At 67.7% G+C, this 22,844-nt stretch carries 22 protein-coding genes; 14 read left to right on the top strand and 8 right to left on the bottom strand.

The window, feature by feature from the left end; genetic code table 11:
* Positions 1-73 precede the first annotated feature (73 nt).
* The gene (locus K2W61_RS11395) at positions 74-1,129 is read left to right on the top strand and encodes an RNA methyltransferase (RefSeq protein ID WP_236755646.1); all 1,056 of its coding nucleotides are present in this window, start codon (positions 74-76) and stop codon (positions 1,127-1,129) included.
* Positions 1,130-1,171: 42 nt separating this feature from the next.
* On the opposite strand, the gene K2W61_RS11400 is transcribed toward K2W61_RS11395, so the two are convergent.
* Positions 1,172-1,744 (bottom strand): GNAT family N-acetyltransferase, encoded by a 573-nt coding sequence (locus K2W61_RS11400; RefSeq protein ID WP_236755647.1) that lies wholly within the window; start codon positions 1,742-1,744, stop codon positions 1,172-1,174.
* Positions 1,745-1,836: 92 nt separating this feature from the next.
* On the bottom strand, positions 1,837-2,613 hold the full coding sequence (locus tag K2W61_RS11405; protein ID WP_236755649.1) for a Crp/Fnr family transcriptional regulator: 777 nt from the start codon (positions 2,611-2,613) through the stop codon (positions 1,837-1,839).
* Between the two features lie 138 nt (positions 2,614-2,751).
* On the opposite strand from K2W61_RS11405, the gene K2W61_RS11410 reads away from it, so the two are divergent.
* The 4 genes from K2W61_RS11410 to K2W61_RS11425 all read left to right on the top strand — a co-directional run bounded on the left by K2W61_RS11410 (position 2,752) and on the right by K2W61_RS11425 (position 7,413).
* A complete protein-coding gene (locus K2W61_RS11410) occupies positions 2,752-3,975 on the top strand; it encodes an ABC transporter substrate-binding protein (protein ID WP_175132926.1) in 1,224 nt (407 codons plus the stop codon).
* Between the two features lie 10 nt (positions 3,976-3,985).
* A complete protein-coding gene (locus tag K2W61_RS11415) occupies positions 3,986-4,900 on the top strand; it encodes a beta-keto acid cleavage family enzyme (protein ID WP_175132925.1) in 915 nt (304 codons plus the stop codon).
* A 35-nt stretch (positions 4,901-4,935) separates the two neighbouring features.
* Entirely contained in the window at positions 4,936-5,712 is a 777-nt protein-coding gene (locus K2W61_RS11420) for an SDR family oxidoreductase (RefSeq protein WP_175132924.1), read from the top strand.
* Between the two features lie 162 nt (positions 5,713-5,874).
* Positions 5,875-7,413, top strand: a complete 1,539-nt coding sequence (locus tag K2W61_RS11425; protein ID WP_236755651.1) for an argininosuccinate lyase — start codon at positions 5,875-5,877, stop codon at positions 7,411-7,413.
* A gap of 29 nt (positions 7,414-7,442) precedes the next feature.
* Here K2W61_RS11425 and prpF read toward each other — a convergent pair whose 3' ends face one another.
* The 3 genes from prpF to K2W61_RS11440 all read right to left on the bottom strand — a co-directional run bounded on the left by prpF (position 7,443) and on the right by K2W61_RS11440 (position 12,019).
* On the bottom strand, positions 7,443-8,627 hold the full coding sequence (gene prpF / locus K2W61_RS11430; RefSeq protein WP_175140347.1) for a 2-methylaconitate cis-trans isomerase PrpF: 1,185 nt from the start codon (positions 8,625-8,627) through the stop codon (positions 7,443-7,445).
* Between the two features lie 66 nt (positions 8,628-8,693).
* On the bottom strand, positions 8,694-11,312 hold the full coding sequence (acnD, locus tag K2W61_RS11435) for a Fe/S-dependent 2-methylisocitrate dehydratase AcnD (protein ID WP_175132921.1): 2,619 nt from the start codon (positions 11,310-11,312) through the stop codon (positions 8,694-8,696).
* Entirely contained in the window at positions 11,309-12,019 is a 711-nt protein-coding gene (locus K2W61_RS11440; RefSeq protein ID WP_175132920.1) for a GntR family transcriptional regulator, read from the bottom strand. Before K2W61_RS11440 ends, acnD begins: the two co-directional genes overlap by 4 nt.
* A gap of 216 nt (positions 12,020-12,235) precedes the next feature.
* On the opposite strand from K2W61_RS11440, the gene ykgO reads away from it, so the two are divergent.
* The gene (gene ykgO, locus K2W61_RS11445) at positions 12,236-12,376 is read left to right on the top strand and encodes a type B 50S ribosomal protein L36 (RefSeq protein WP_006385796.1); all 141 of its coding nucleotides are present in this window, start codon (positions 12,236-12,238) and stop codon (positions 12,374-12,376) included.
* 64 nt (positions 12,377-12,440) lie between these two features.
* On the opposite strand, the gene K2W61_RS11450 is transcribed toward ykgO, so the two are convergent.
* The gene (locus K2W61_RS11450; protein WP_175132919.1) at positions 12,441-12,608 is read right to left on the bottom strand and encodes a hypothetical protein; all 168 of its coding nucleotides are present in this window, start codon (positions 12,606-12,608) and stop codon (positions 12,441-12,443) included.
* Between the two features lie 199 nt (positions 12,609-12,807).
* On the opposite strand from K2W61_RS11450, the gene K2W61_RS11455 reads away from it, so the two are divergent.
* From K2W61_RS11455 to K2W61_RS11490, 8 genes are all read left to right on the top strand, one after another.
* Positions 12,808-13,248 carry a hypothetical protein gene (locus K2W61_RS11455; protein ID WP_236755652.1) on the top strand — a complete coding sequence of 147 codons (441 nt, stop codon included), beginning with the start codon at positions 12,808-12,810 and terminating at the stop codon, positions 13,246-13,248.
* A gap of 246 nt (positions 13,249-13,494) precedes the next feature.
* Positions 13,495-14,193, top strand: a complete 699-nt coding sequence (locus K2W61_RS11460; RefSeq protein ID WP_236755653.1) for a glutathione S-transferase N-terminal domain-containing protein — start codon at positions 13,495-13,497, stop codon at positions 14,191-14,193.
* A gap of 251 nt (positions 14,194-14,444) precedes the next feature.
* A complete protein-coding gene (locus tag K2W61_RS11465; protein WP_175140350.1) occupies positions 14,445-15,797 on the top strand; it encodes a c-type cytochrome in 1,353 nt (450 codons plus the stop codon).
* Entirely contained in the window at positions 15,790-16,686 is an 897-nt protein-coding gene (locus K2W61_RS11470; protein ID WP_175132916.1) for a c-type cytochrome, read from the top strand. The genes K2W61_RS11465 and K2W61_RS11470 overlap by 8 nt, the downstream gene beginning before the upstream one ends.
* A gap of 73 nt (positions 16,687-16,759) precedes the next feature.
* Positions 16,760-17,686, top strand: a complete 927-nt coding sequence (locus tag K2W61_RS11475; RefSeq protein WP_175133012.1) for a LysR family transcriptional regulator — start codon at positions 16,760-16,762, stop codon at positions 17,684-17,686.
* A gap of 106 nt (positions 17,687-17,792) precedes the next feature.
* On the top strand, positions 17,793-19,208 hold the full coding sequence (gene tcuA, locus K2W61_RS11480) for an FAD-dependent tricarballylate dehydrogenase TcuA (RefSeq protein ID WP_175132915.1): 1,416 nt from the start codon (positions 17,793-17,795) through the stop codon (positions 19,206-19,208).
* On the top strand, positions 19,195-20,400 hold the full coding sequence (tcuB, locus tag K2W61_RS11485) for a tricarballylate utilization 4Fe-4S protein TcuB (RefSeq protein ID WP_272909289.1): 1,206 nt from the start codon (positions 19,195-19,197) through the stop codon (positions 20,398-20,400). The genes tcuA and tcuB overlap by 14 nt, the downstream gene beginning before the upstream one ends.
* 92 nt (positions 20,401-20,492) lie before the next feature.
* Positions 20,493-21,467, top strand: a complete 975-nt coding sequence (locus K2W61_RS11490; RefSeq protein ID WP_236755654.1) for a Bug family tripartite tricarboxylate transporter substrate binding protein — start codon at positions 20,493-20,495, stop codon at positions 21,465-21,467.
* 50 nt (positions 21,468-21,517) lie between these two features.
* Here K2W61_RS11490 and K2W61_RS11495 read toward each other — a convergent pair whose 3' ends face one another.
* Complete coding sequence (locus tag K2W61_RS11495; RefSeq protein ID WP_175132912.1) at positions 21,518-21,994, bottom strand: hypothetical protein; 477 nt, start codon at positions 21,992-21,994, stop codon at positions 21,518-21,520.
* 54 nt (positions 21,995-22,048) lie between these two features.
* Positions 22,049-22,768 (bottom strand): hypothetical protein, encoded by a 720-nt coding sequence (locus K2W61_RS11500; RefSeq protein WP_236755655.1) that lies wholly within the window; start codon positions 22,766-22,768, stop codon positions 22,049-22,051.
* Positions 22,769-22,844 lie beyond the last annotated feature (76 nt).

Below are 22,844 nucleotides of genomic sequence, written 5' to 3' on the forward strand. Positions count from 1 at the left end.
CCTGCCCGGCTCGGCATGCCGGGGCACTGAGCCCGGCCGGCGGCCGTGCCGGGCGGGGTAAAATCTGCTCCCCATGCGCCACTCCGATTTCGACCAACGCCTCGCCGCCTTAGGCGCCCAGCCAGCTCATCGCGGGCGGGTCATGCGCGCCTGGCTGAGCGGGCAGGCGTTCGACAGCGCCGCGTGGCGGCGGCGCTTCGACAACTATCTGCCGCTGGCGCTGCGCCAGGCGCTGCCCGCCCTGGCGGCGGACCTGGACGGTCTGGCCCGCGTCCGTTCCGAGCATGCCGGCAATGACGGTTCGCGCCTGCTGGTCGATCTGGCCGACGGCCAGATGGTGGAAAGCGTGCTGCTGCCGCGCGATGGGCTGTGTGTGTCGACCCAGGTCGGCTGCGCGGTCGGCTGCCGGTTTTGCATGACCGGCAAGAGCGGCCTGATCCGCCAGGTCGCCAGCATGGAGATCCTGGCGCAGGTGGTGCTGGCGCGGCGCTTGCGCGCGGTCAGGAAAGTGGTTTTCATGGGCATGGGTGAACCGGCGCACAATCTGGAAAACGTGCTGGAAGCCATCAACCTGCTCGGCACCGAAGGCAACATCGGCCACAAGAACCTGGTGTTCTCCACCGTGGGGGACCCCCGTGTATTCGAGGCGCTGCCGCGGCAAGCGGTCAAGCCTGCCCTGGCGCTGTCGCTGCATACGACCCGGGGCGAGCTGCGCGAGCACCTGCTGCCGCGCGCGCCGAGGATCGCGCCACAGGAACTGGTGGAACTGGGCGAACGCTACGCCCGCGATACCGGCTACCCGATCCAGTACCAATGGACGCTGCTCAAGGGCATCAATGACGGCGACGACGAACTCGATGCGATCCCGCGCCTGCTCAAGGGCAAGTTCGGCGTGCTCAATGTGATTCCCTTCAACAGCCTGGAAGGCGACGACTACCAGCGACCCGAAGCCGAACGCATCCGCGAGATCGTGCGCACGCTGCATCGCCGTGGCGTGCTGACCAAGATCCGGAACAGCGCCGGGCAGGACGTGGATGGCGGCTGCGGCCAGTTGCGCGCCCGCGCCGTGGGAGCGGAGCAGGTGGTCGAACTGCGCCGCAACCGCGCGGCCAGGCGGGAAGCCGCGTAGACCGGCCTTGCCTGCAACGCGGTGGCGCGTCGTCGCGGCCGATCACGCGTGCGCGGGATTGATCAGCGAAGTCAGCACGTGGTCCGTCCAGGCGCCGTTGATCTTCAGATAGGCGCGCGCCATGCCTTCGCGCTCGAACCCCAGGCCCTTCAGCAGACGGGCGCTGCGGGCGTTCTCGGGCCGGTGGTTCGCCATGATGCGGTGCAGGCCGTGTTCGGTAAACATGAAATGTGTCGCGGCGACGAGGCATTCGCGCATCAGTCCGTGCCCTTCGCGATCTTGCGCGAGTGAGAAGCCGAGATGGCAGGCCTGGAAAACCCCCCGCACGATATTGGTGAAGTTGCAGGTGCCGACCAGACTGTCGTCGGTCCTGTCGAACAGCAGCAGGTGCACCGCCTGCCCGGCAGCGGTGTTCATCTCCATCGCGGCAAGCCGTTCTTCGGTCGACGAGGCGGTGTAGAACGCGTCGGACCGGGCGGGTTCCCAAGGCTGCAGGTGGGCCCGGTTGGCAAGATGGTATGCCAGCAAGGCGGGGGCATGCTGGCGAATCGCCGGCCGCAGCGACAGGCGTGGCGTGAGCAGGGGACGGGCCGGTGCCGTTGGCGCGGGGATCATGGGTCGACGGAGGGGGAGCAGCGGAAGGCGCAAAGATACCGCGGATGGGTGAACGGCGGAAATGCGTGGCGCCGGCCGCCCCGGCCGGCAGGCTATGCCGGCATGTCGGCCGGATGGTCCGCGGGTTCCCGGTTCAGCTTCGCGTGCCGGTACAGGCCCTCCCGGTCCAGGATCGTCATCCCCCGATAATGCGTCTGTAGCACGCCCAGCCGCGCCAGCCGGGTCAGGGCGGCGTTACAGCGTTGCCGCGACACGCCGCACAGGCTGGCGATTTCCTCCTGGGATATCTTGAGCCGGCCGTTGTTATCGGAATGCTGCTCGGCGTTCAGTTGCGCGGCGACGGCGCGGGCCACGGTGGTGTCGACGTCCAGCAGCACGTTGCCGGTGTAGCTGGCCATCAGCCAGTTGACGCGTTGCGCCAGGTGGGTCATCAGCGCCTTGGTGAACGCGATATTGTTGTTCCACAGGCGCTCGCAGGTGTCGCGCGGCAGGATCACGACCTGGCTGGGCCGTAGCGCCACCACTTCGTATTCGAACGGCTCACGGCGGATCATGGTGGCCTCGCCGAACCAGCTGCCGGTGCTGAAGCCGGCCAGCGACAGCGATCGGCCGTCCGAGCCGCGCGACGACCATTTCACCAGGCCGTCCACCACGCCGTACCAGCCCAGCGACTTGGACCCCTCGCGGAACAGGCGTTCGCCCGCCCGCAACGACACCACCCGCAGTTCGGCCCGCACCATGTCGCGCTCCAGGCGCGGCAGGCCGTTGTACCAGGGCACGACGGCCAGCATCCGGTCCACCGGGTCTGGCTTGGCCCGCCGCTTCGGGCTGGCAGGTTCATGGCCGGTTCCGGCTGCCGGTGCGCGCATGGTTGTCCCCGTTCCGCCGTGGTGAGAGCGCCCAGGTAAACCCTAGGGCGCTTTGTCAACATGATGACTGTTCGCATTTGGGGCCAGTCCGAGAATATTCGGGGCCCCAGAGCCAAAAAACCATAAGAGGAGACAGGTATGTTGTCAATGCCACGCAGGTTTTCACGCGCTGTCCTGGCCGGCGCCATCGCAGGCGCGCTATTGCAAGCGGGCGCGGCCCAGGCGCAGATTTCCGACGATGTGATCCGGATCGGCTTCATTACCGACATGTCGGGCGTGTATTCCGGCCCCGATGGCCCTGGCGGCGCGGAAGCCATCAAGATGGCGATCGAGGAGATGGGCGGCGAGGTCAACGGCAAGAAGATCGAGCTGTTGACGGCCGACCACCAGAACAAGGCGGACATCGCCTCGGCCAAGGCGCGCGAGTGGTTCGATCAGCGCGGCCTGGACCTGCTGATCGGCGGCACCAATTCGAGCACCGCGCTGGCCATGTCCAAGGTGGCGGCCGACAAGAAGAAGCCCATCATCGTGGTGGGGGCGGGCGCGCCGGCCCTGACCAACGAACAGTGCACGCCGTACACGCTGAACTATGCCTACGACACCGTGGCGCAGGCGCGCGGCACCGGGGGCGCGGTGGTGAAGGCGGGCGGCAAGAGCTGGTACATCCTGACGGCCGACTACGCCTTCGGCCATGCGCTGCAGGCCGATACCACCAAGGTGGTCGAGGCCGGCGGCGGCAAGGTGATCGGGTCGGTCAAGCATCCGCTGTCGACCAGCGATTTCTCATCGTTCCTGTTGCAGGCGCAGGCCAGCAAGGCCGAAATCCTGGCGCTGGCCAATGCCGGCGCCGACGCCACCAATGCGATCAAGGCGGCCAATGAATTCGGCCTGACCAAGACGATGCGGCTGGCCGGCATGATCATGTTCATCAATGACATCCATGCCATGGGCCTGCAAACGGCGCAGGGCATGTACCTGACCGACAGCTGGTACTGGAATGCGTCGGACGAGACGCGGGCCTGGGCGCAGAAGTTCTACGAGCGCCGCAACGCCATGCCGTCCTCGCTGCAGGCGGCCGACTATTCGGCGGCCATCCAATACCTGCGCGCGGTCAAGGCCACTGGCACGGACGACGCCGACAAGGTGCTGGCCTACCTGCGCGGGAACAAGCTCAACGACGTGTACATCAAGAACGGCGTGGTGCGCCCTGACGGCCGCGTGGTGCATGACATGTACCTGTTGCAGGTCAAGACGCCCGAGGAATCGAAGGCGCCCTGGGACTACTTCAAGGTGGTGCAGACCATCGACGGCAACGAGGCCTTCACCACCAAGGCCGAAACCCGCTGCGCCCTTTGGAAATAAGAGAACCGTCATGGCAAAACGCAAAGTGATCGTCACCATTGCCCCCACCGGGGGCATGGCGTTCAAGAGCCAGAATCCGCACCTGCCGACCCAGCCGGCCGAGATCGCCGAGGACGTCTACCGCTGCTACAACGCCGGGGCCAGTGTGGTGGCGTTGCATGCGCGCCGTCCCGACGACCAGGCCACCTGCGATGCGGCGATCTATCGCGACATGAACCAACGCATCCGCGAGCGCTGCGACATCGTGCTGAACAACTCCACTGGCGGCGGCGTGCATGGCGACATGGTCAAGGAGACCACGCCGGGCACCTGGGAGATCCTGTGGGAAGAGCGGCTCAAGGGCATGGACGCCGGCGCCGAGATGTGCACGCTGGACGCCACCACGCTGAACCTGGCTTTCGGCGACCGCGAATATCTGATGAACACGCCCTTGACCCGCGCGCGCGAGCTGGCGGCCGGCATGAAGGCGCGCGGCATCAAGCCCGAGTGGGAGGTGTTCAGCCCGACGCACATCCTGCAGGACGCGACCACGCTGATCAACGAGGGGCTGGACGAGGCGCCGCATTTCATCAACCTGGTGATGAACGTGCACCGCAACTTCCAGAACGCGATGCCGTTCTCGCCGCGCCACTTGCAGATGATGGTGGACCTGCTGCCCAAGAACAGCATCTTTTGCGTCAGCGGCATCGGGCCGTCGCAGCTGGAAGCCAACATCAGCGCACTGCTGCTGGGCGGGCATGCGCGGGTGGGGCTGGAGGACAACCTGTATTACCGCCATGGCGAACTGGCGACCAACGTGCAGCTGACCGAGCGCATCGTGCGCATCATCCGCGAACTGGACATGGAACCCGCGACGCCCGCCGAGGCGCGCGAGATCATGGGCTTGCCGCTGCGCAGCGGCGTGCGGCCGGAATTCGCGCTGTAGGCCATGATGCGGGGTGTCTCTAGGAGGGTAGCCTGATGATCGAATCGTTGAAGGGCAAGCGGGTCCTGATCACCGCGGGCGCGGGGGGCATCGGCCTGGCCATCGCGCGCAAGTTCCTGGCCTCGGGCGCGCAGGTGCATATCTGCGATGTGGCCGCGGAAGCGGTGCAGGCAGCGGTGCGGGCGCATTCCGGCTTGAGCGGCAGCGTCACGGACGTGGCCGATGAAGCCCAGGTGCTGGCCATGTTCGGGGACCTGGCGGGGCGCTGGGGCAAGCTGGACGCGCTGGTGAACAACGCCGGCGTCTCGGGCCCCACCAGCCGGCTCGAAGACACGGATCTGGCGGCCTGGCAGGCCACGCTGGACGTCAACCTGACGGGGACCTTCCTGTGCGCGCGCAGCGCGGTGCCGCTGCTGCGCGAGGCGGGGGGCGGGGCGATCATCAACATCTCGTCGGTCGCGGGCCGGCTGGGCTTTTCGCTGCGCAGCCCCTACAGCGCCAGCAAGTTCGGGTTGGCCGGGTTGACGCAGACCTGGGCGATGGAGCTTGGGCCGTCGAACATCCGCGTCAATTCGGTGCTGCCGGGCGTGGTGGCGGGCGAGCGGGTCGAACGCATCATCGCCGCGCGCGCGGCGGCGGCAGGCGTCAGCAACGACGCCATGCGCGCGCAACTGGTGGAAAAGGTATCGCTGCGCAAGATGACCCAACCCGAGGACATCGCCAATCAGGTGGCGTTCCTGTGTTCGGACGAGGGGGCGATGATCAGCGGCCAGAGCATTTCGGTTTGCGGCAACGTCGAATACCTGGGGTGACGCGGCTGCGCCGTGGCGCGCGCGGGCGCGCCGAGCTCAAGGGGGCGGGATATCCGGGTCATCCCTGAGCCGCCGGCTTGCATTTCGGGACGCGAAACGGGCAAAAATGGTGTCTGATACAGGGGGTTGCCTTAGTGATTTTCCCCTCATAACGAGAACACCATGAGACATTTCCTGCCCGCCCTGGGCGCTGCCCTTGTTTTGTCCCTCGGCACCCACGCCGCCTCGGCCCAGCAGGCGCCCGCCGCCGCCAAGCCGCCGCACGATCCTTTTTTCTGGCTGGGCGAGATCAACAAGGCCACGGCCGTGATCAATACCGACCAGGGACTGCTCGACAAGTCCATGGCGCCGCGCCTGGCGGCGGGCGTGGCCAAGGTGATCCATGACGGCAACCAGCCGGGCGCCAAGCGGCCGGCCACGGTCATCACCTTCGAGCCGCTGCTGATCAAGGCGGCGGGGGAGGATGTCACGCTGCTGCACGCCGGCCGTTCCAGCCAGGACATGCACGCCACCTACCGCAGCGCCATCCTGCGCGACAAGCTGCTGGAGCTGGCCGATCAGCTCAATGCCACCTCGACCACGCTGGTGGAACTGGCCGCCAGGCACCGCGCCACCATCGTGCCGAACTACACCAATGGCGTGGCGGCGCAGCCCAACAGTTATGGCCACTATCTGCTGGGGCAGGCCGCCGGAATGGCGCGCGATGCCCAGCGCATCCGCGAGGCCTACGCGCGCATCGACCGCTCGCCCATGGGCACCACGGTGCTCAATGGCACCAGTTGGCCGCTGGACCGCAAGCGCATGGCGCAGTACCTGGGCTTTACCGCGCTGGTCGACAATGCCTATGACGCCTCGCAGATCTCGTCGATGGATCAGCCGGTGGAAGTGGCGTCGATCGTCACCAGCATCGCGCTGCGCACCGGCAACTTCGTCGAAGACGTGATGACGCAGTACGCGCAGCCGCGGCCCTGGATCCTGCTGGAAGAGGGCGGCGGCAACACCTATGTGTCCAGCGCCATGCCGCAAAAACGCAACCCGGGCCTGCTCAACGGCACGCGTAGCGACGCCTCGACCGCGGTGACGCTGGCCATGGGGCCGGTGATCCAGACGCACAACATCACCCCGGGCATGAGCGATCCGAAGGACGTCAAGCAGAACTCGGCGATGGTCGATGCCGGCATTTCCGCGCTCAAGCGCTGGGACCGCGTGCTCAAGGCCCTGGTGATCAGCCCCGAGCGCGCGCTGGAGGAACTGAACAGCGACTGGACCGCCTCGCAGGAACTGGCCGACGTGCTGATGCGCAAGTACAAGCTGCCGTTCCGCGACGGCCATCACTTCGCCTCGGAGGTGGTGAGTTACGCCAAGGCCAACAACATCAAGCCGCTGGACTTCCCCTACGACCAGGCACGGCGCATCTACGCCGAGGCGATGAAGGGCTCCAAGTATCCGAACGAACTGCCGATGAGCGAGGCCGAGTTCCGTTCGACGCTGGACCCGGTGGCTATCGTCAAGAACCGCGCCACCATCGGCGGTCCGCAGCCGGCGGAAATGGAGCGCATGATCAATGAGGCGCGCGCGCAACTGGCCGCGCAGGACAAGTGGATCAAGGCACGCCGCGCGCACATCGCCGACTCGCTGGCCAGGCTGGATAAGGATTTCGACGCCCTGGCGGCCAGCGCGCCGGAAGACAAGCGCCAGTAAGGCGCGGCCGGCGTGCGCCGGCCCGCGCCTCAGAAGCCGGACTGCGGCACGTGCACCCGGCCTTCCATCAGCACGCGCGCGCTGCGGCTCATGATGGCCTTGGTGACGGTCCATTCGCCGTCGATCAGCTGGGCCTGGGCGCCGACGCGCAGCGTGCCCGAGGGATGGCCGAAGTTGACCTGGTCGCGCTGTCCGCCGCCTGCGGCCAGGTTGACCAGCGTGCCCGGCACGGCGGCGGCAGTGGCGATGGCGACCGAGGCGGTGCCCATCATGGCGTGGTGCAGCTTGCCCATGGACAGGGCGCGCACCAGCACGTCGATGTCGCCGGCGCCGATCGGCTTGCCGCTGGAGGCCGTGTAGGCCTTGGGGCGGGCCACGAACGCCACCTTGGGCGTGTGCTGGCGCGCGGCCGCTTCCTCCAGGGTCTTGATCAGGCCCATGCGCAGGGCGCCGTGGGCGCGGATGGTCTCGAAGCGCGCCAGCGCGGCGGCATCGCTGTTGATGTCGTCCTGCAGCTCGGTGCCGGAGTAGCCCAGGGCTTCGGCGTCCAGGAAGATGGTGGGAATGCCGGAGTTGATCATGGTGGCCTTGAAGGTGCCCACGCCGGGCACTTCCAGGTCGTCCACCAGGTTGCCGGTGGGGAACATCGAGCCGCCGTCGCCTTCTTCGGCCGGGTTCATGAATTCCAGTTGCAGTTCGGCGGCTGGGAAGGTCACGCCGTCCAGTTCGAAGTCGCCGGTCTCCTGCACCGCGCCGTCGGTGATGGGCACGTGGGCGATGATCGTCTTCTGGATGTTGGCCTGCCAGATGCGCACCACGGCGATGCCGTCGTGCGGCACGCGGGCCGGATCGACCAGGCCATTGGTGATGGCGAAGGGGCCGACGGCGGCCGACAGGTTGCCGCAGTTGCCGCTCCAGTCAACGAAGGCCTGGTCGATCGAGACCTGGCCGAACAGGTAGTCGACGTCGTGTTCCGGCCGGCTGCTCTTGCCGATGATGACGGTCTTGCTGGTGCTGGAGGTGGCCGCGCCCATGCCGTCGATCTGTTTGCCGTAGGGGTCGGGGCTGCCGATGACGCGCAGCAGCAGCGCATCGCGCGCCGGGCCGGGCACGCGGGCGGATTCGGGCAGGTCGTCGAGCTTGAAGAACACGCCTTTGCTGGTGCCGCCGCGCATGTACGTGGCGGGAATCTTGATCTGGGGGGCATGGGCCATGGGGGGCAGTCCTGATGTCTTGGGTGGGGAAGGCGGGCGCCTTGGCGCCCGCCATGCGAAGGTGCGTCAGCCGGCCTGCTTGGCCGCGCCGGCGGCCGATTCGGCTTCCAGGAAGTCCTGCGCGAAGCGTTGCAGCACGCCGCCGGCCTCGTAGATCGACACTTCTTCCGCAGTGTCCAGGCGGCAGGTCATCGGCACTTCCAGCGTTTCGCCGTTGCGGCGGTGGATCACCAGCGTCAGGTCGGCGCGCGGCTTGCGCTCGCCCGTCACGTCGTAGGTCTCGGTGCCGTCCAGCGCCAGCGTCTTGCGGTTCACGCCCGGCTTGAATTCCAGCGGCAGCACGCCCATGCCGATCAGGTTGGTGCGGTGGATGCGTTCGAAACCTTCGGCGGCGATGGCCTCGACCCCGGCCAGGCGCACGCCCTTGGCGGCCCAGTCGCGCGACGAGCCCTGGCCGTAGTCGGCGCCGGCCACGATGATGAGCGGCTGCTTGCGGTTCATGTAGGTCTCGATGGCTTCCCACATGCGCATTTCCTGGCCTTCGGGTTCGACGCGGGCCAGCGAGCCCTGCTTGACCGTGCCGTCGGCGTTCCTGACCATCTCGTTGAACAGCTTCGGATTGGCGAAGGTGGCGCGCTGCGCGGTCAGGTGGTCGCCGCGGTGGGTGGCGTAGGAGTTGAAGTCCTCTTCCGGCAGGCCCATCTTGTGCAGGTATTCGCCGGCGGCGCTGTCCATCAGGATGGCGTTGGACGGCGACAGGTGGTCGGTGGTGATGTTGTCGCCCAGGACGGCCAGGGGGCGCATGCCGCGCAGGGTGCGTTCGCCGGCCAGCGCGCCTTCCCAGTAGGGCGGGCGGCGGATGTAGGTGCTTTGCGGGCGCCAGGCGTACAGCGGATCGACGGCGGCATCGCGCTCATTGCGCAGGCCGAACATGGGCGCGTAGACCTTGCGGAACTGCTCCGGCTTGACGGCGGCCTTGACCATGGCGTCGATCTCTTCGTCGCTGGGCCAGATGTCCTTGAGGCGGATCTCGCGGCCGTTGGCGTCCGTGCCGAGCACGTCGCGTTCGATGTCGAAGCGGATGGTGCCGGCGATGGCGTAGGCCACCACCAACGGCGGCGAGGCCAGGAAGGCCTGCTTGGCGTAGGGGTGGATGCGGCCGTCGAAGTTGCGGTTGCCGGACAGCACCGCGGTGGCGTACAGGTCGCGGTCGATGATTTCCTGCTGGATCTTCGGATCGAGCGCGCCGGACATGCCGTTGCAGGTGGTACAGGCAAACGCCACCACGCCGAAGCCGAGCTTTTCCAGGTCTTCGGTCAGGCCGGCTTCGTCCAGGTACAGGGCCACGGCCTTGGAACCGGGCGCCAGCGAGCTCTTGACCCACGGCTTGCGCGTCAGGCCGGCGCGGTTGGCGTTGCGCGCCAGCAGGCCGGCGGCGATGACGTTGCGCGGGTTGCTGGTGTTGGTGCAGCTGGTGATGGCCGCGATGATGACGGCGCCGTCGGGCATCTGGCCCGGCTGGTTCTCGACCGTACCGGCGATGCCGCGCTCGGCCAGGTCGGCCACCGGCAGGCGGCGGTGCGGGTTGGACGGGCCGGCCAGGGTGCGCACCACGGTCGACAGGTCAAAGCGCAGCACGCGCTCGTATTCGGCGGTCTTCATGCTGTCGGCCCACAGGCCGGCGGTCTTGGCGTAGGTTTCCACCAGGGCGATCTGCTCGTCCTCGCGGCCGGTCAGGCGCAGGTAGTCGATGGTCTGCTGGTCGATGGCGAACATCGCGGCGGTGGCGCCGTACTCGGGCGCCATGTTCGAGATGGTGGCGCGGTCGCCCAGCGTCAGGCTGGCGGCGCCTTCGCCGTGGAATTCCAGGTAGGCGCCGACCACTTTTTCCTTGCGCAGGAATTCGGTCAGCGTCAGCACCACGTCGGTGGCGGTGATGCCGGGGCCGGCGCGACCGGTCAGTTCGACGCCGATGATGTCGGGCAGGCGCATCCACGAGGCGCGGCCCAGCATCACGTTTTCGGCTTCCAGGCCGCCCACGCCGATGGCGATCACGCCCAGCGCGTCGACGTGCGGGGTGTGGCTGTCGGTGCCGACCAGCGTGTCGGGGAAGGCCACGCCGTCCTGCGTGTAGATCACCGGCGACATGCGTTCCAGGTTGATCTGGTGCATGATGCCGTTGCCCGGGGGCACCACTTCGATGTTGCGGAAGGCCTGCTTGGTCCAGTCGATGAAGTGGAAGCGGTCTTCGTTGCGGCGGTCTTCCACCGCGCGGTTCTTGGCGAAGGCGTCGGGGTCGTTGCCGCCGTATTCCACGGCCAGCGAGTGGTCGACGATCAACTGCACCGGCACCACCGGGTTGACCTTGGCGGGGTCGCCGCCCTTGTCGGCGATGGCGTCGCGCAGGCCGGCCAGGTCGACCAGCGCGGTCTGGCCGAGGATGTCATGACAGACCACGCGCGCCGGATACCACGGAAAGTCCAGGTCGCGGCGGCGTTCGATCAGCTGTTTGAGCGCATCCGTCAGCAGCGCCGGATCGCAGCGGCGCACCAGGTTCTCCGCATGCACGCGCGAGGTGTAGGGCAGGCGGTCGTAGGCGCCGGGGGCGATGGCGTCCACGGCGGCGCGCGCATCGAAATAGTCCAGGCGGGTGCCTTGCAGGGGCTTGCGATAGGATTTGTTCATGCCTCGGTGCGCTTCAGGTTGCCCTGAGCGATCTGTTTTTCAATGTTGAGACGGGATGCGCGGATGTGGCGGCGCATCAGGAGTTCAGCCAACTCGCCATCGCGGTCGGCGATGGCGTCGAGAATGCGGTGGTGCTCGGCATACGACTGCCGCGGGCGGTTGGGGGTGGTCGAGTACTGGATACGGTACATCCGCGCCAGTTGATAGAGTTCGTCGCACAGCATGCGGAACAGCATCTGGTTGCCGCTGCCTTTGACGATACGGTAGTGGAAGTCGTAGTCGCCCTCCTGCTGGTAGTAGCCGATGCCGGCCTGGAAGGCCTCGTCCTTTTCGTGGGCGTGCAGCACCTGGCGCACCTGCTCGACCTCGGCCGGCGCCATGCGCTCGGCCGCCAGGCGACAGGCCATGCCTTCGAGCGATTCGCGGATTTCGTAGAGTTCGGCCAGTTCCTGCGGACTGAGCGATACCACCCGGGCGCCGGCATGCGGTACCCGCACCAGCAGCCGCTGGCCTTCCAGGCGGTGCAGCGCCTCGCGCAGCGGGCCGCGGCTGACGCCATGCTCGCGCGCCAGTTCCGGTTCGGAGATTTTGCTGCCGGGGGCGATCTCGCCCTTGACGATGGCGGCCTGGATCTTGCGGAAAATCTGTTCCGCCAGGGTCTCGCTGTCGTCGGGCAGGGCGCCGGGAAGGGTCAGCACTTTGCTCATGGTGTCAACAATCGGATGTTTTTCCAGGCGAAAACCCGGTTTTGGACGCCGTTCGGCGTTCGATTGTCAACAATTTACCCTTGGTCCGAGAGCGCTGCAAGCGGCGTTGGTAATCCCGGCGTGACAATAGTAATGTTATTACATATCATTTACGGTCTGGCTGCCGCCTGCGATGGGCGGCCAGACCCGTTCCACCCCCTTGCCGGAGCCTTCCGCATGAAAGTCCTTTCCTCGCTCAAAGACGCCAAGACTCGCCATCGCGACTGCCAGGTGGTCAAGCGCCGCGGGCGCATCTACGTGATCTGCAAATCCAATCCGCGCTTCAAGGCGCGCCAGGGCGGGGCCAAGCACAAGTAGCCGGGCAGCCTGGCCTGGGCCGGCTGCCGGACCGTGGCCGACGGTTCATGCTGCCCGGAGGCGGTCAGGGACCGGTGTCCGGATAGTTCGGACCGGCATCGTGGAAACCGCCGCTGCTGTACGGGTTGACGGCGCCCGGATGGGGCGGGCCGCCTGGGCCCAGCGAGGAACAGCCGCCCAGGATCAGCAGGGCGGCCAACAAGGCAAATGCGCGTATGGGGGTGGCATGCATGGTCATCTCCGGTGGCCGCCCCTCGGCGGCCACATGCAGCGTATGGTGCTGTTGCCAGTTTACGCCCGGCGCGGGGGGCGTGGTTTGTGCGGCTTGGGAGGCGCACGCCGGGTAATGTCGCCCAGTGGCCGCGTGCGCGGGCGACGCGGGGCGGCTTTGTGGCATGCTGCGGGCTGCCCGCCGTTTACCGGTTTTTCCCATGTCCAGATTGCTGTCGCGCCTGTGCGATTTCCTGTTGCTCTTCGCCACGGCGTCGTTGTTCGGCGCCTGTCTCACCGCCAAGCTGCGCACGGGCAGCTATGGGCTGGAAATTCCCCAGGCGCCCTATATGTACGAGCGCGCCGATTTCTTCCTGGATGCGATATTCGCCGGGCTGGTTGCGACGGCGGCCCTGGCGCTGGCGGAGCGGTTGTCGCGCGCCACGCTTTCGTCGCCGGGGCGCGCCGTGCGCTTCGCCGTGGCGGCGTTGCTTGCCATCTATCTCGGGCCGCCGGACCCGCGGCTGTTCGGCAACACCTGGGCGCCCTGGGAGGCGACGGTCGAGCTGTTCCTGGGCCAGTGGGATATCGCGCTGCCGCTGGCGTTGGCCGCCGCGGCCGTACGCGGCCTCCTGCGGCGGACGGCCGGATCGCGGCGCTAGCCGCGCAACCTGCGATCCAGCTCCCGCACGGTCTGGTACAGCACGCGCGTGTCGTCCAGCCACTGCGCCATCGGCTATGGCCCGATCCAGACGGTCTGGGCGGATGGCGGCACGGCGCGCTGAACGGCGGCCGCATGACGCTTGCAGGCGGGTGATTTGCGCTACATTTGCCCGACGCGCCGCCGGCCGGCAGCCGCCGCGAGCGCGGCCCCTCATCGCCACCCGGATCTCCAGGAGTCCTCCCGCATGTCCTCCCTAGACTCGTTCGCCATCACCCGGAAATGGCCTGCCCGCCATCCCGACCGCATCCAACTGTATTCGCTGCCCACGCCCAATGGCGTCAAGGTGTCGATCCTGTTGGAAGAGCTGGGCCTGCCCTATGAACCGCACCGCGTCAGTTTCGATTCGCAGGACCAGTTTTCGCCGGAATTCCTGTCGCTCAGCCCGAACAACAAGATCCCCGCGATCCTCGATCCCAATGGTCCTGACGGCAAGCCGCTGGCACTGTTCGAGTCCGGCGCCATCCTGGTCTACCTGGCCAGCAAGACCGGCCAGCTCATCCCCGCCGATACCGCCAGCCGTTTCGAGACGCTGCAATGGGTGATGTTCCAGATGGGCGGCATCGGCCCGATGTTCGGCCAACTGGGCTTTTTCCATAAATTCGCTGGCAAGGACTACGAGGACAAGCGTCCGCGCGACCGCTACGTGGCCGAATCCAAGCGCCTGCTGGGCGTGCTGGACAAGCGCCTGGAAGGGCGTGACTGGGTCATGGGCGAGCAATACACCATTGCCGATATCGCCATCCTGCCGTGGGTGCGCAACCTTGTCGGTTTCTACGGCGCCGGTGATCTGGTCGAGTTCCCGCAGTTCAAGAATGTCGCCCGCGTGCTGGAAGCCTTCGTGGCGCGTCCGGCCGTGATCAAGGGCCTGACGATTCCGGCCTGAGGGCCTGCGTAGGCGCCGGTCCGGCAGCGCATCGCGGTGCGCCGGACCGGATGGATCCCGCTTCCGCACAATGGCTTCCCTGTTAACTAGTCTGAGGAATCGGACCGGTTTGCGCCACGTCAAACAACGTGGGCGCACTCATGCCTCTTGGTCATATGCTTATTACTGAAAGGCGTAAGCTGCCTCCATAAGCTGGACCACGCAGTACGAACCCCCGACGTGCGCGCTGGCCGGCGGCAACGGAGGGTTGAATGAAGCATTTCGGGATCAAGGCGGTGGCGCTGCTGGCGCTGGCGGGACTGGGCGGCGGTATCGGCGGCGCCCATCTGTTGACCGCCATCCGCAAGACGGACAGCACGGTCGTCGTCGATACGCAGGATCGAAGGCTGGCCGAGGCCGGCGCCTACATCGCGCGCACCGCCGACTGTGTCGCCTGTCACACCGCGCCGGGCGACAAGTCTTTCTCGGGCGGCCTGGCAATGCAGACGCCGGTGGGTACCCTCTATTCTTCAAACATCACGCCCGACAAGGCCGCCGGCATCGGCGCATACAGCTACGCCGATTTCAAGAACGCGGTGCAGTACGGCATCCGCAAGGACGGCGCGGCGCTTTATCCCGCCATGCCCTATCCGTCGTACGCCATCATGCCCGACGCCGACATCCAGGCGCTCTACGCCTATTTCATGTCGCAGGTCGAGCCGGTCGACAAGCCCAGCGCCGATTCCACCATTCCCTGGCCGTTGAACATGCGCTGGCCCATGGCCTGGTGGCAGTTGCTGTTCGCCGGCAAGCGCGACTTCGCCGCGCCGGTTGGCGCGGACGAGAAAGTGACGCGCGGCGCCTACCTGGTGGAGGGCCCGGGCCATTGCGGCGCCTGCCATACGCCGCGCGGCCTGGCCTACCAGGAAAAGGCGCTGTCCCTGGCCGACGGCGATGCCTTCCTCTCGGGCGCGGTGATCGACGGCTGGCGCGCCAAGAGCCTGCGCGGCGAAGCCCGCGGCCTGGCCTCCTGGCGCGCGGACGACATCGCCCTGTTTCTCAAGACCGGCCGCACCGACAGGGTGGCGGTGTTCGGCGCCATGGCCGACGTGGTCGAGCACAGCACGCGCTATTTCACCGATGACGACCTGGCCAGCATCGCGGCCTACCTGAAGCAGCTGCCGCCGGCGCCGGGCAAGGCGCCGGTGTTCCCAGCCAAGGCGGACACCACCACGGCGTCGTTGCTGGCCGGCCGCTATGATTCGCGCGGCGCGGTGATCTACATGGAGCACTGCGTCATCTGCCACCGCGCCGACGGCCAGGGCATGCCGCGCATCTTCCCGGCGCTGGCCGGCAATTCGGCCGTCTTCGCGCAGAACCCGCAGTCCATCATCCAGATCACCCTGGAGGGCGGCGGCATGCCGGCCACCGAGCACGACACCATGGCCTTCGCCATGCCGCGCTTCAACCACCTGAACGATCGGGACATCGCCGACGTCATCAATTTCATCCGCACGGCCTGGACCAACCAGGCGCCGCCGATCGCCAGCGACGAGGTGGCGCACATCCGCGATTTCCTGGCCGGCAAGAAGCCCAACATCGTGTCGGGAGGCAAGCATGAATAACCTGCACAAGATTGCCGCCGCGCTGGCGCTGGTGGCCGCGGGCGGCACGGCCGCGCTGGCCGCCACGCCCGCGCCGGCGGACACCCAGACCTTCGCGGTGCTCGACAAGGATGGCAAGCGGCTACCCGACTACACCATTCCGTCCGACACCCTGATCGACAGCGCGCCCAACGCCGAGCAGATCCGCTACGGCCAGCGGCTGCTCAACGAAACCCGCCGCCTGCTGCCGCACAACACCGGCGCCAGCCTCAATTGCAGCAGCTGCCACGTGCAGCAGGGCAAGAAGCCGTTGGGCGCGCCTTACATCAATTCGTTCAACTCGTTCCCGCAGTTCAATCCGCGCGCCGGCCGCGATGTCACACTGGCGGACCGCATCAATGGCTGTTTCCAGCGTTCCATGAACGGCAAGCCGCTGGACAAGGATTCGCCCGAAATGGCGGCGATGCTGGCGTACATGAAGTGGCTGGCGCAGGACGTGCCGCACGGCGCCAAGGTGCAGATCAAGAACGCCTGGCCGATCGATACCAAACTGGTTCCGGATCCGGCGCGCGGCAAGCACCTGTACGCGGCGCAATGCGCCTCCTGCCATGGCGCGGCCGGCGAGGGCAAGCGTGACCGCGCGGGCAACATCGTGTTCCCGCCGTTGTGGGGCGACGAGTCGTTCAATATCGGCGCGGGCCTGGCGCGCACCTACAAGGCGGCCGCGTTCATCCGCAACAGCATGCCGATGGGCGTGAACACCCATGGCAATTGGGGCGAGGGCAAGGTGTTGTCCGACCAGGACGCGGTCGACGTGGCGGAGTACTTCACGCATATGCCACGGCCGGATTTCCCACCCAAGGACAAGGACTGGCCGGACGGCAAGAAGCCCAAGGACGCGCGCTACTGAGGCCCGCCGGGAGCGGGCCGCCGGCTCGCCCCGCAGCCTACAATCGGCGGATCTTCCTTTGTCCGGGCCCGCCATGGAACTGCGCCAGCTTCGTTATTTCGTTCGTGTCGTCGAAGCGGGCAGCATTGGCCGCGCGGCCATGTCGCTGGGCATGGTGACGTCCGCGCTCAGCCAGCAGATCAGCCGGCTCGAAGGCGAACTGGCCACGCGGCTGCTGCAACGCAGCGCCAGCGGCGTGGTGCCCACCGACGCCGGGCTGGCGTTCTTTCGCCAGGCCCAACTGGCCCTGCGCCATGCCGACGATGCGGTCCAGGCCGCGCAGCAGGCGCGCCTGGCCGGCCACGTCAGTGTCGGCCTGTCGTCCACCACCGCCTCCATCCTGGGGGCGCCGTTCGTGCAGGCCATGAACGTCCGCTATCCGGATATTCGCCTGCACCTGGTCGAGGCGCTGTCGGGCCACCTGGCCGATATGCTCAACGGCCGTCAGCTCGACCTGGCCATCGTGTTCCATGCCGAGGCGGCGCGGCGCTGGAGCGTGACGCCGTTGCTGGACGAGCCGCTGTACCTGTGCGCCGGGCGCGGCATGGCCGGCCTGCCCGCCGGTCCGAACACCCGCCTGGAGGAGATCGCCGGCCTGCCGCTGGTGCTGCCCAGCGGCCGCCACGGACTGCGCGCCTCGGTCAACCAGGCCTTCCAACAACTGGGCCTGGCGCCCCGCGTGGTGGCCGAGGTCGATGGCCTGGCGTTGCTGATGGATGTGGTGCAGCTGGGCTACGCCGCCACCATCCAGCCCAGTTCCGCCACCGCCCGCATCGCACCCGGGCAGCTGGTCATGGCGCGGATCGACGACGCCAACCTGTTCCGGCCCAATCTGCTGGCCAGCCTGTCGGATGACGAGCTGTCACCGGCGGCGCTGGCCGCGCGCCTGGTGCTGGCCGACGTGTCGCGCACCCTGGCGCGCGAGGGCAAGTGGGCGGTGAGGGCGCTGCACACCGGCTGAGCGGATGCCGCGCCCTTCACGAATCATGAAGACCTGTTGACGCCGCGCTGATATCGCGGCGCGCGGCGCCAGCCTACAGTCCGTTCCTTGATCCGGGAACGATGACATGGTCGATGTATTGGTGATAGGCGGGGGCAATGCGGCGCTGTGCGCGGCGCTGATGGCGCGCGAGGCGGGCGCCAGTGTATTGCTGCTGGAAGCCGCGCCGCGCGCATGGCGCGGCGGCAATTCGCAGCACACGCGCAACCTGCGCTGCATGCATGACGCGCCGCAGGACGTGCTGGTGGACGCCTATCCGGAAGAGGAATACTGGCAGGACCTGCTCAAGGTCACCGGCGGCCAGACCGACGAGAAGCTGGCGCGGCTGGTGATCCGCGAGTCCGCCACCTGTCGCGGCTGGATGCGGCGCCATGGTGTCAATTTTCAGCCGCCGCTGTCGGGCGCGCTGCACGTGGCCCGCACCAACGCCTTCTTCATGGGCGGCGGCAAGGCGCTGGTCAATGCCTATTACCGCAGCGCCGAGGCCCTGGGCGTGCGCATCCGCTATGACGCGCCGGTGGACGCGCTGGAACTGGAGGGCGGCCGTTTCAAGGCCGCCCGCATCGGCGCCGAGCGCATCGAGGCGCGCGCCTGTGTGCTGGCGGCCGGCGGCTTCGAATCCAACCGCGAATGGCTGCGCGAGGCCTGGGGCCAGGACGAGCGCGGCGAATGGCCGGCGGACAACTTCCTGATTCGCGGCACACGCTACAACCAGGGCGTGCTGCTCAAGTTCATGCTGGACGCGGGCGCCGACCGCATCGGCGATCCGTCGCAGTCGCATTGCGTGGCCATCGACGCGCGCGCGCCGCTGTACGACGGCGGCATCTGTACCCGCATCGACTGCGTCTCGCTGGGTGTGGTGGTCAATCGCGAGGCGCGCCGTTTCTACGACGAGGGCGAGGATTTCTGGCCCAAGCGCTATGCCATCTGGGGCCGCCTGACGGCGATGCAGCCGGGGCAGATCGCTTATTCCATCATCGATGCCAAGGCCGTCGGCCGCTTCATGCCGCCGGTGTTTCCCGGCGTCACCGCCGATTCCGTGCCCGAACTGGGGCGCCGCCTGGGCCTGGACCCGGTGGCATTCGAGCACACCATCCGCGAATACAACCAGGCCTGTCGCGCCGGCACCTTCGACCACACGGTGCTGGACGACTGCCGCACCGAAGGCCTGGCGCCCGCCAAGACCCACTGGGCCCGGCCCATCGACACCGCGCCGTTCTACGGCTACGCGCTGCGGCCCGGCATCACCTTCACCTACCTGGGTCTGAAAGTCGACGAAACCGCCGCGGTGCGTTTCGACGGCGTGCCCAGCGACAACCTGTTCGTGGCGGGCGAGATGATGGCCGGCAACGTGTTGGGCAAGGGCTATACGGCAGGGGTCGGCATGTCCATCGGCACCGCCTTCGGCCGCATCGCCGGCACCCGCGCCGCCGCCGCCGCTCAACGTACCCACCGCAACGGAGCCCAGCATGCGGCAGCTTGAGACCCTGGCCCGCGAGGCCGAATCGTTGGCGCAGTCGACGCCGGCCATGATCGAACAGCCGGTGCGCTGGCATGGCCGGGGCGCCGCCGCCCTCAGTCAGGACGAAACCGAGGTGGCGCGGGTCATGCAGATCTGCAATGCCTGCCGCTACTGCGAGGGCTTTTGCGCCGTTTTCCCGGCGATGACCCGGCGCCTGGAGTTCGGCAAGGCCGATCTGAACTACCTGGCCAACCTGTGCCACAACTGTGGCGCCTGCCTGCATGCCTGTCAGTACGCGCCGCCGCACGAGTTCGCGGTGAACGTGCCGCAGGCCATGGCCAAGGTGCGGTTGCAGACCTATACGGAATACGCCTTCCCGGCGGCGCTGGGCAAGCTGTACCGGCGCAACGGGCTGACGCTGTCGCTGGCCGCGGCGGCCGCCTTGGCGCTGTTCCTGGCCCTGACCGTGATGCTGACGGGCGGCCTGTGGCACGCGCCGCTGGCGGGCAATTTCTATGCGGTGTTTCCGCACAACACGCTGGCGCTGATGTTCGGCGCGGTGTTCGGCTTCGCCATGCTGGCGCTTGGCATCGGCGCGGCGCGCTTCTGGCGCGATGTCAGCCCAGGGGCGGCCAGCGGCGCGGCGGTGGCCGAGGCCGCGCACGACGCGCTGCGCCTGCGTTACCTGGATGGCGGCCATGGGAAGGGCTGCAACAACGCCGACGACGCCTTTACGCTGTGGCGCCGGCGCTTCCACCACTTCACCTTCTACGGCTTCATGTTGTGCTTTGCCGCCACCTGCGTGGCCACGCTCTATCACTACCTGCTGGGCGAGCAGGCGCCGTATCCGTTCTGGAGCGCGCCGGTGCTGCTGGGCACCGCGGGCGGCATCGGCCTGTTGATCGGGCCGGCGGGACTGCTGTGGCTGAACCTGAAGCGCCACCCGTTGCAGGGCGACGCGGCGCAGAAGCCGATGGATCGGGGCTTCATCGCCTTGCTGCTGTTGACCAGCGCCACGGGCCTGGCGCTGCTGGCCGGCCGCGATACCGGCGCCATGGCGTTGTTGCTGGCGGTGCATCTGGGCGTGGTGATGGCGCTGTTCCTGACCCTGCCTTACGGCAAGTTCGCGCACGGCATCTACCGCTGCGCGGCGTTGCTGAAGTGGTCGATCGAGAAGCGCCAGCCCGACACCCTGCGCACGGGCGCCGACTGAGGCGATTGCCTGCCGCCGCGCGCGGGGCCCACGCGTTCGCATGACGGCGCCCTCGAAGGCGCCGCGATTCCAATATTCTTCAGGAGACTTGCATGTTCCCTCATTGCCTTGCCCGCCTGGCGCTCGCCGCCTGTCTCGTGTCAGCCCTGCCGGCGGCCCACGCGCAGTCGTTTCCCGCCAAGCCGATCACCCTGGTGGTGCCGCATTCGGCCGGCGGCACCTCGGACATCCTGGCGCGCACGGTGGCGGCCGAGGCCGCCAAATCGCTCGGCCAGACCATCGTGGTCGACAACAAGGGGGGCGCCAACGGCACCATCGCCGCCAAGCAGGTGGCGTCGGCCGCGCCGGATGGCTATACGCTGTTGCTGGCGACCGCCAGCACCCATGGCATCAATCCCTCGCTGTATTCCCGCATCTCGTACGACGCGGTCAAGGACTTCAAGCCGGTCACGTTGCTGGCGACCGTGCCCAATGTGCTGGTGGTCGGCCCCAATCTGAAAGTGAACAGCGTGCAGGAGTTGATCGCCTACATCAAGAGCCAGGGCGATCGCATCAACATGGGCTCGGCCGGGGCCGGCACGCCGGGCCACCTGGCCGGCGAGATGTTCAAGCGCGAGGCGGGGCTGCAGTTCACGCATGTGCCGTACAAGGGCGGCAGCCCGGCCATCACCGACCTGATCGGCGGCCAGATCGACTTCATGTTCACCACGATTCCGGGCGTGCTGCCGCACGTGAAGGCCGGCACCCTGCGGGCGCTGGCGGTGACCTCGCCGCAGCGCTCGCCCGCCCTGGCCGGGATTCCCACCATGGCGGAGTCGGGTCTGGCGGGTTTCCAGGCCCTGTCGTGGCATGGGGTGGTGGCGCCAGCGGGCACGCCGGATGCGGTGGTGGCCCGCCTGAACGAGGCCTTGAGCGGCGCGTTGGCCGCGCCGGCGGTCAAGCAGCGCCTGATGGAGGAAGGGGCGCAGGCGTCGACGCTGCACACCGCGGCCTTCGGCAAGTTCATCCAGCAGGAGATCGCGGCCTGGGCGCGGGCAGTGAAGGATTCCGGCGCCACCGTGAACTGAGCCCGGCGCCGACGCAGCGCGGCATGGCCGCGCCCGTCAGGCGGGGGCGTTCAGCGCGCCTGATAGGCGTCGCACAGGGCCAGGTATTCGTCGCCGCTGATTTCCAGCGCCATCGCTTGGACCAGCACCCGCTTGCGGTCCGGCAGCGAGGTCTTGAGCTGGATCTGCCGCGCGGTGGGGATGCCGACGTAGGTCTGATTGACGTAAGTGTTTTCGTTGATGGCGTGCCACGGAATGACGGCGCCGTCCGTCAGCCGCAGGCCTTCGCGCGTGAAAGTGATCACCGGCTTGGCGGGGCCGAAGGCGCGCATCAGGCAGCGGATCACCAGCCAGACGCCGATGGCCGCGATGGCGGCGAAGAACGCCATGCCGCCGAGATTGTCCCGTGCGCGAACGGCCATGGCGCCGAACGCCAGCGCGGCCACCGTCCAGATGACGGCGCCGGTAATGAGGCGGTTGCGCGAGTAGTACACCGGGCGGTCGGCCAGGGTCTGGGCTTGGTGCGAGGTGGAGCTGTAGATTTCCATGTCGAGAGGTTGCGTGCGAAAGGAGGAGGGGCCGCCAGGGGCGGGATTTCGGCGTCAGGCGGGCAGATAGTGCCGCAGGCAGGCCAGCAGCACCGGCTCGTTGTCGATGCCGGAGCGGTCGACTTTGTGGGTCTTGCCTTGGGCGACGATGATCAGCGTCTCGTCGGTTTCCATGCCTTCGCTGTCGGATTGCGTGCGGATGGTGTCGATGCTGGACCATGGAATCGGCCGGCCCTTGTAGACCAGGCCGGCCGTGTTCATGCCGAGCGTGCCGAAGTCGACGGTGGCGCCGGCGTCGATGCGGCGTCGGGCGTCGGCTTCGAGATTGCCGCCCACGCGCGCATCCAATTGCTCCAGCAGCGCCTCGGCATGGTCCCAGATCGCCAGGCGCAGGCGTACGCGCCGGCCGTCGGCCAGCGTCAGCAGCAGGTGATCGCGGTTGTGCCGATGGCGCATCGAGGCGATGTCGGCGTAGGGCACCGTAAGCGTGCCCAGATGCAGCGCGCACTCATCCAGCGTCAGCGCGGCCGGCGCGCGCCACCACGCGACCAGGTCGACGCCGCGCCACAGCAGATAGCCCACGGTGGGCAGCGTCAGGAAAAAGACCAGCCACATGGCGCGATAGCGCAGCATCTCGACCAGCAGGCGGCGCGGCAGCAGCCAGATGTCGATGACGGCCAGCAGTTGCGCGGCGAACAGATAGAGCAGCGCCGCCGCGCCCAGGTAGCAACCCAGCGCGTGGCGCGGAAGAACACGAGGAAATGAAACCGTCATGGGAGTCGGACCGCGACGCGGCACCGTCCTGAACTTTGAAGGTTTCGCACTCTAAGGCGATGGCCGGCAGCTCGGG

Origin of the sequence: Achromobacter pulmonis, from assembly GCF_021733725.1 — a bacterium.
GTDB lineage: Bacteria > Pseudomonadota > Gammaproteobacteria > Burkholderiales > Burkholderiaceae_B > Achromobacter > Achromobacter pulmonis.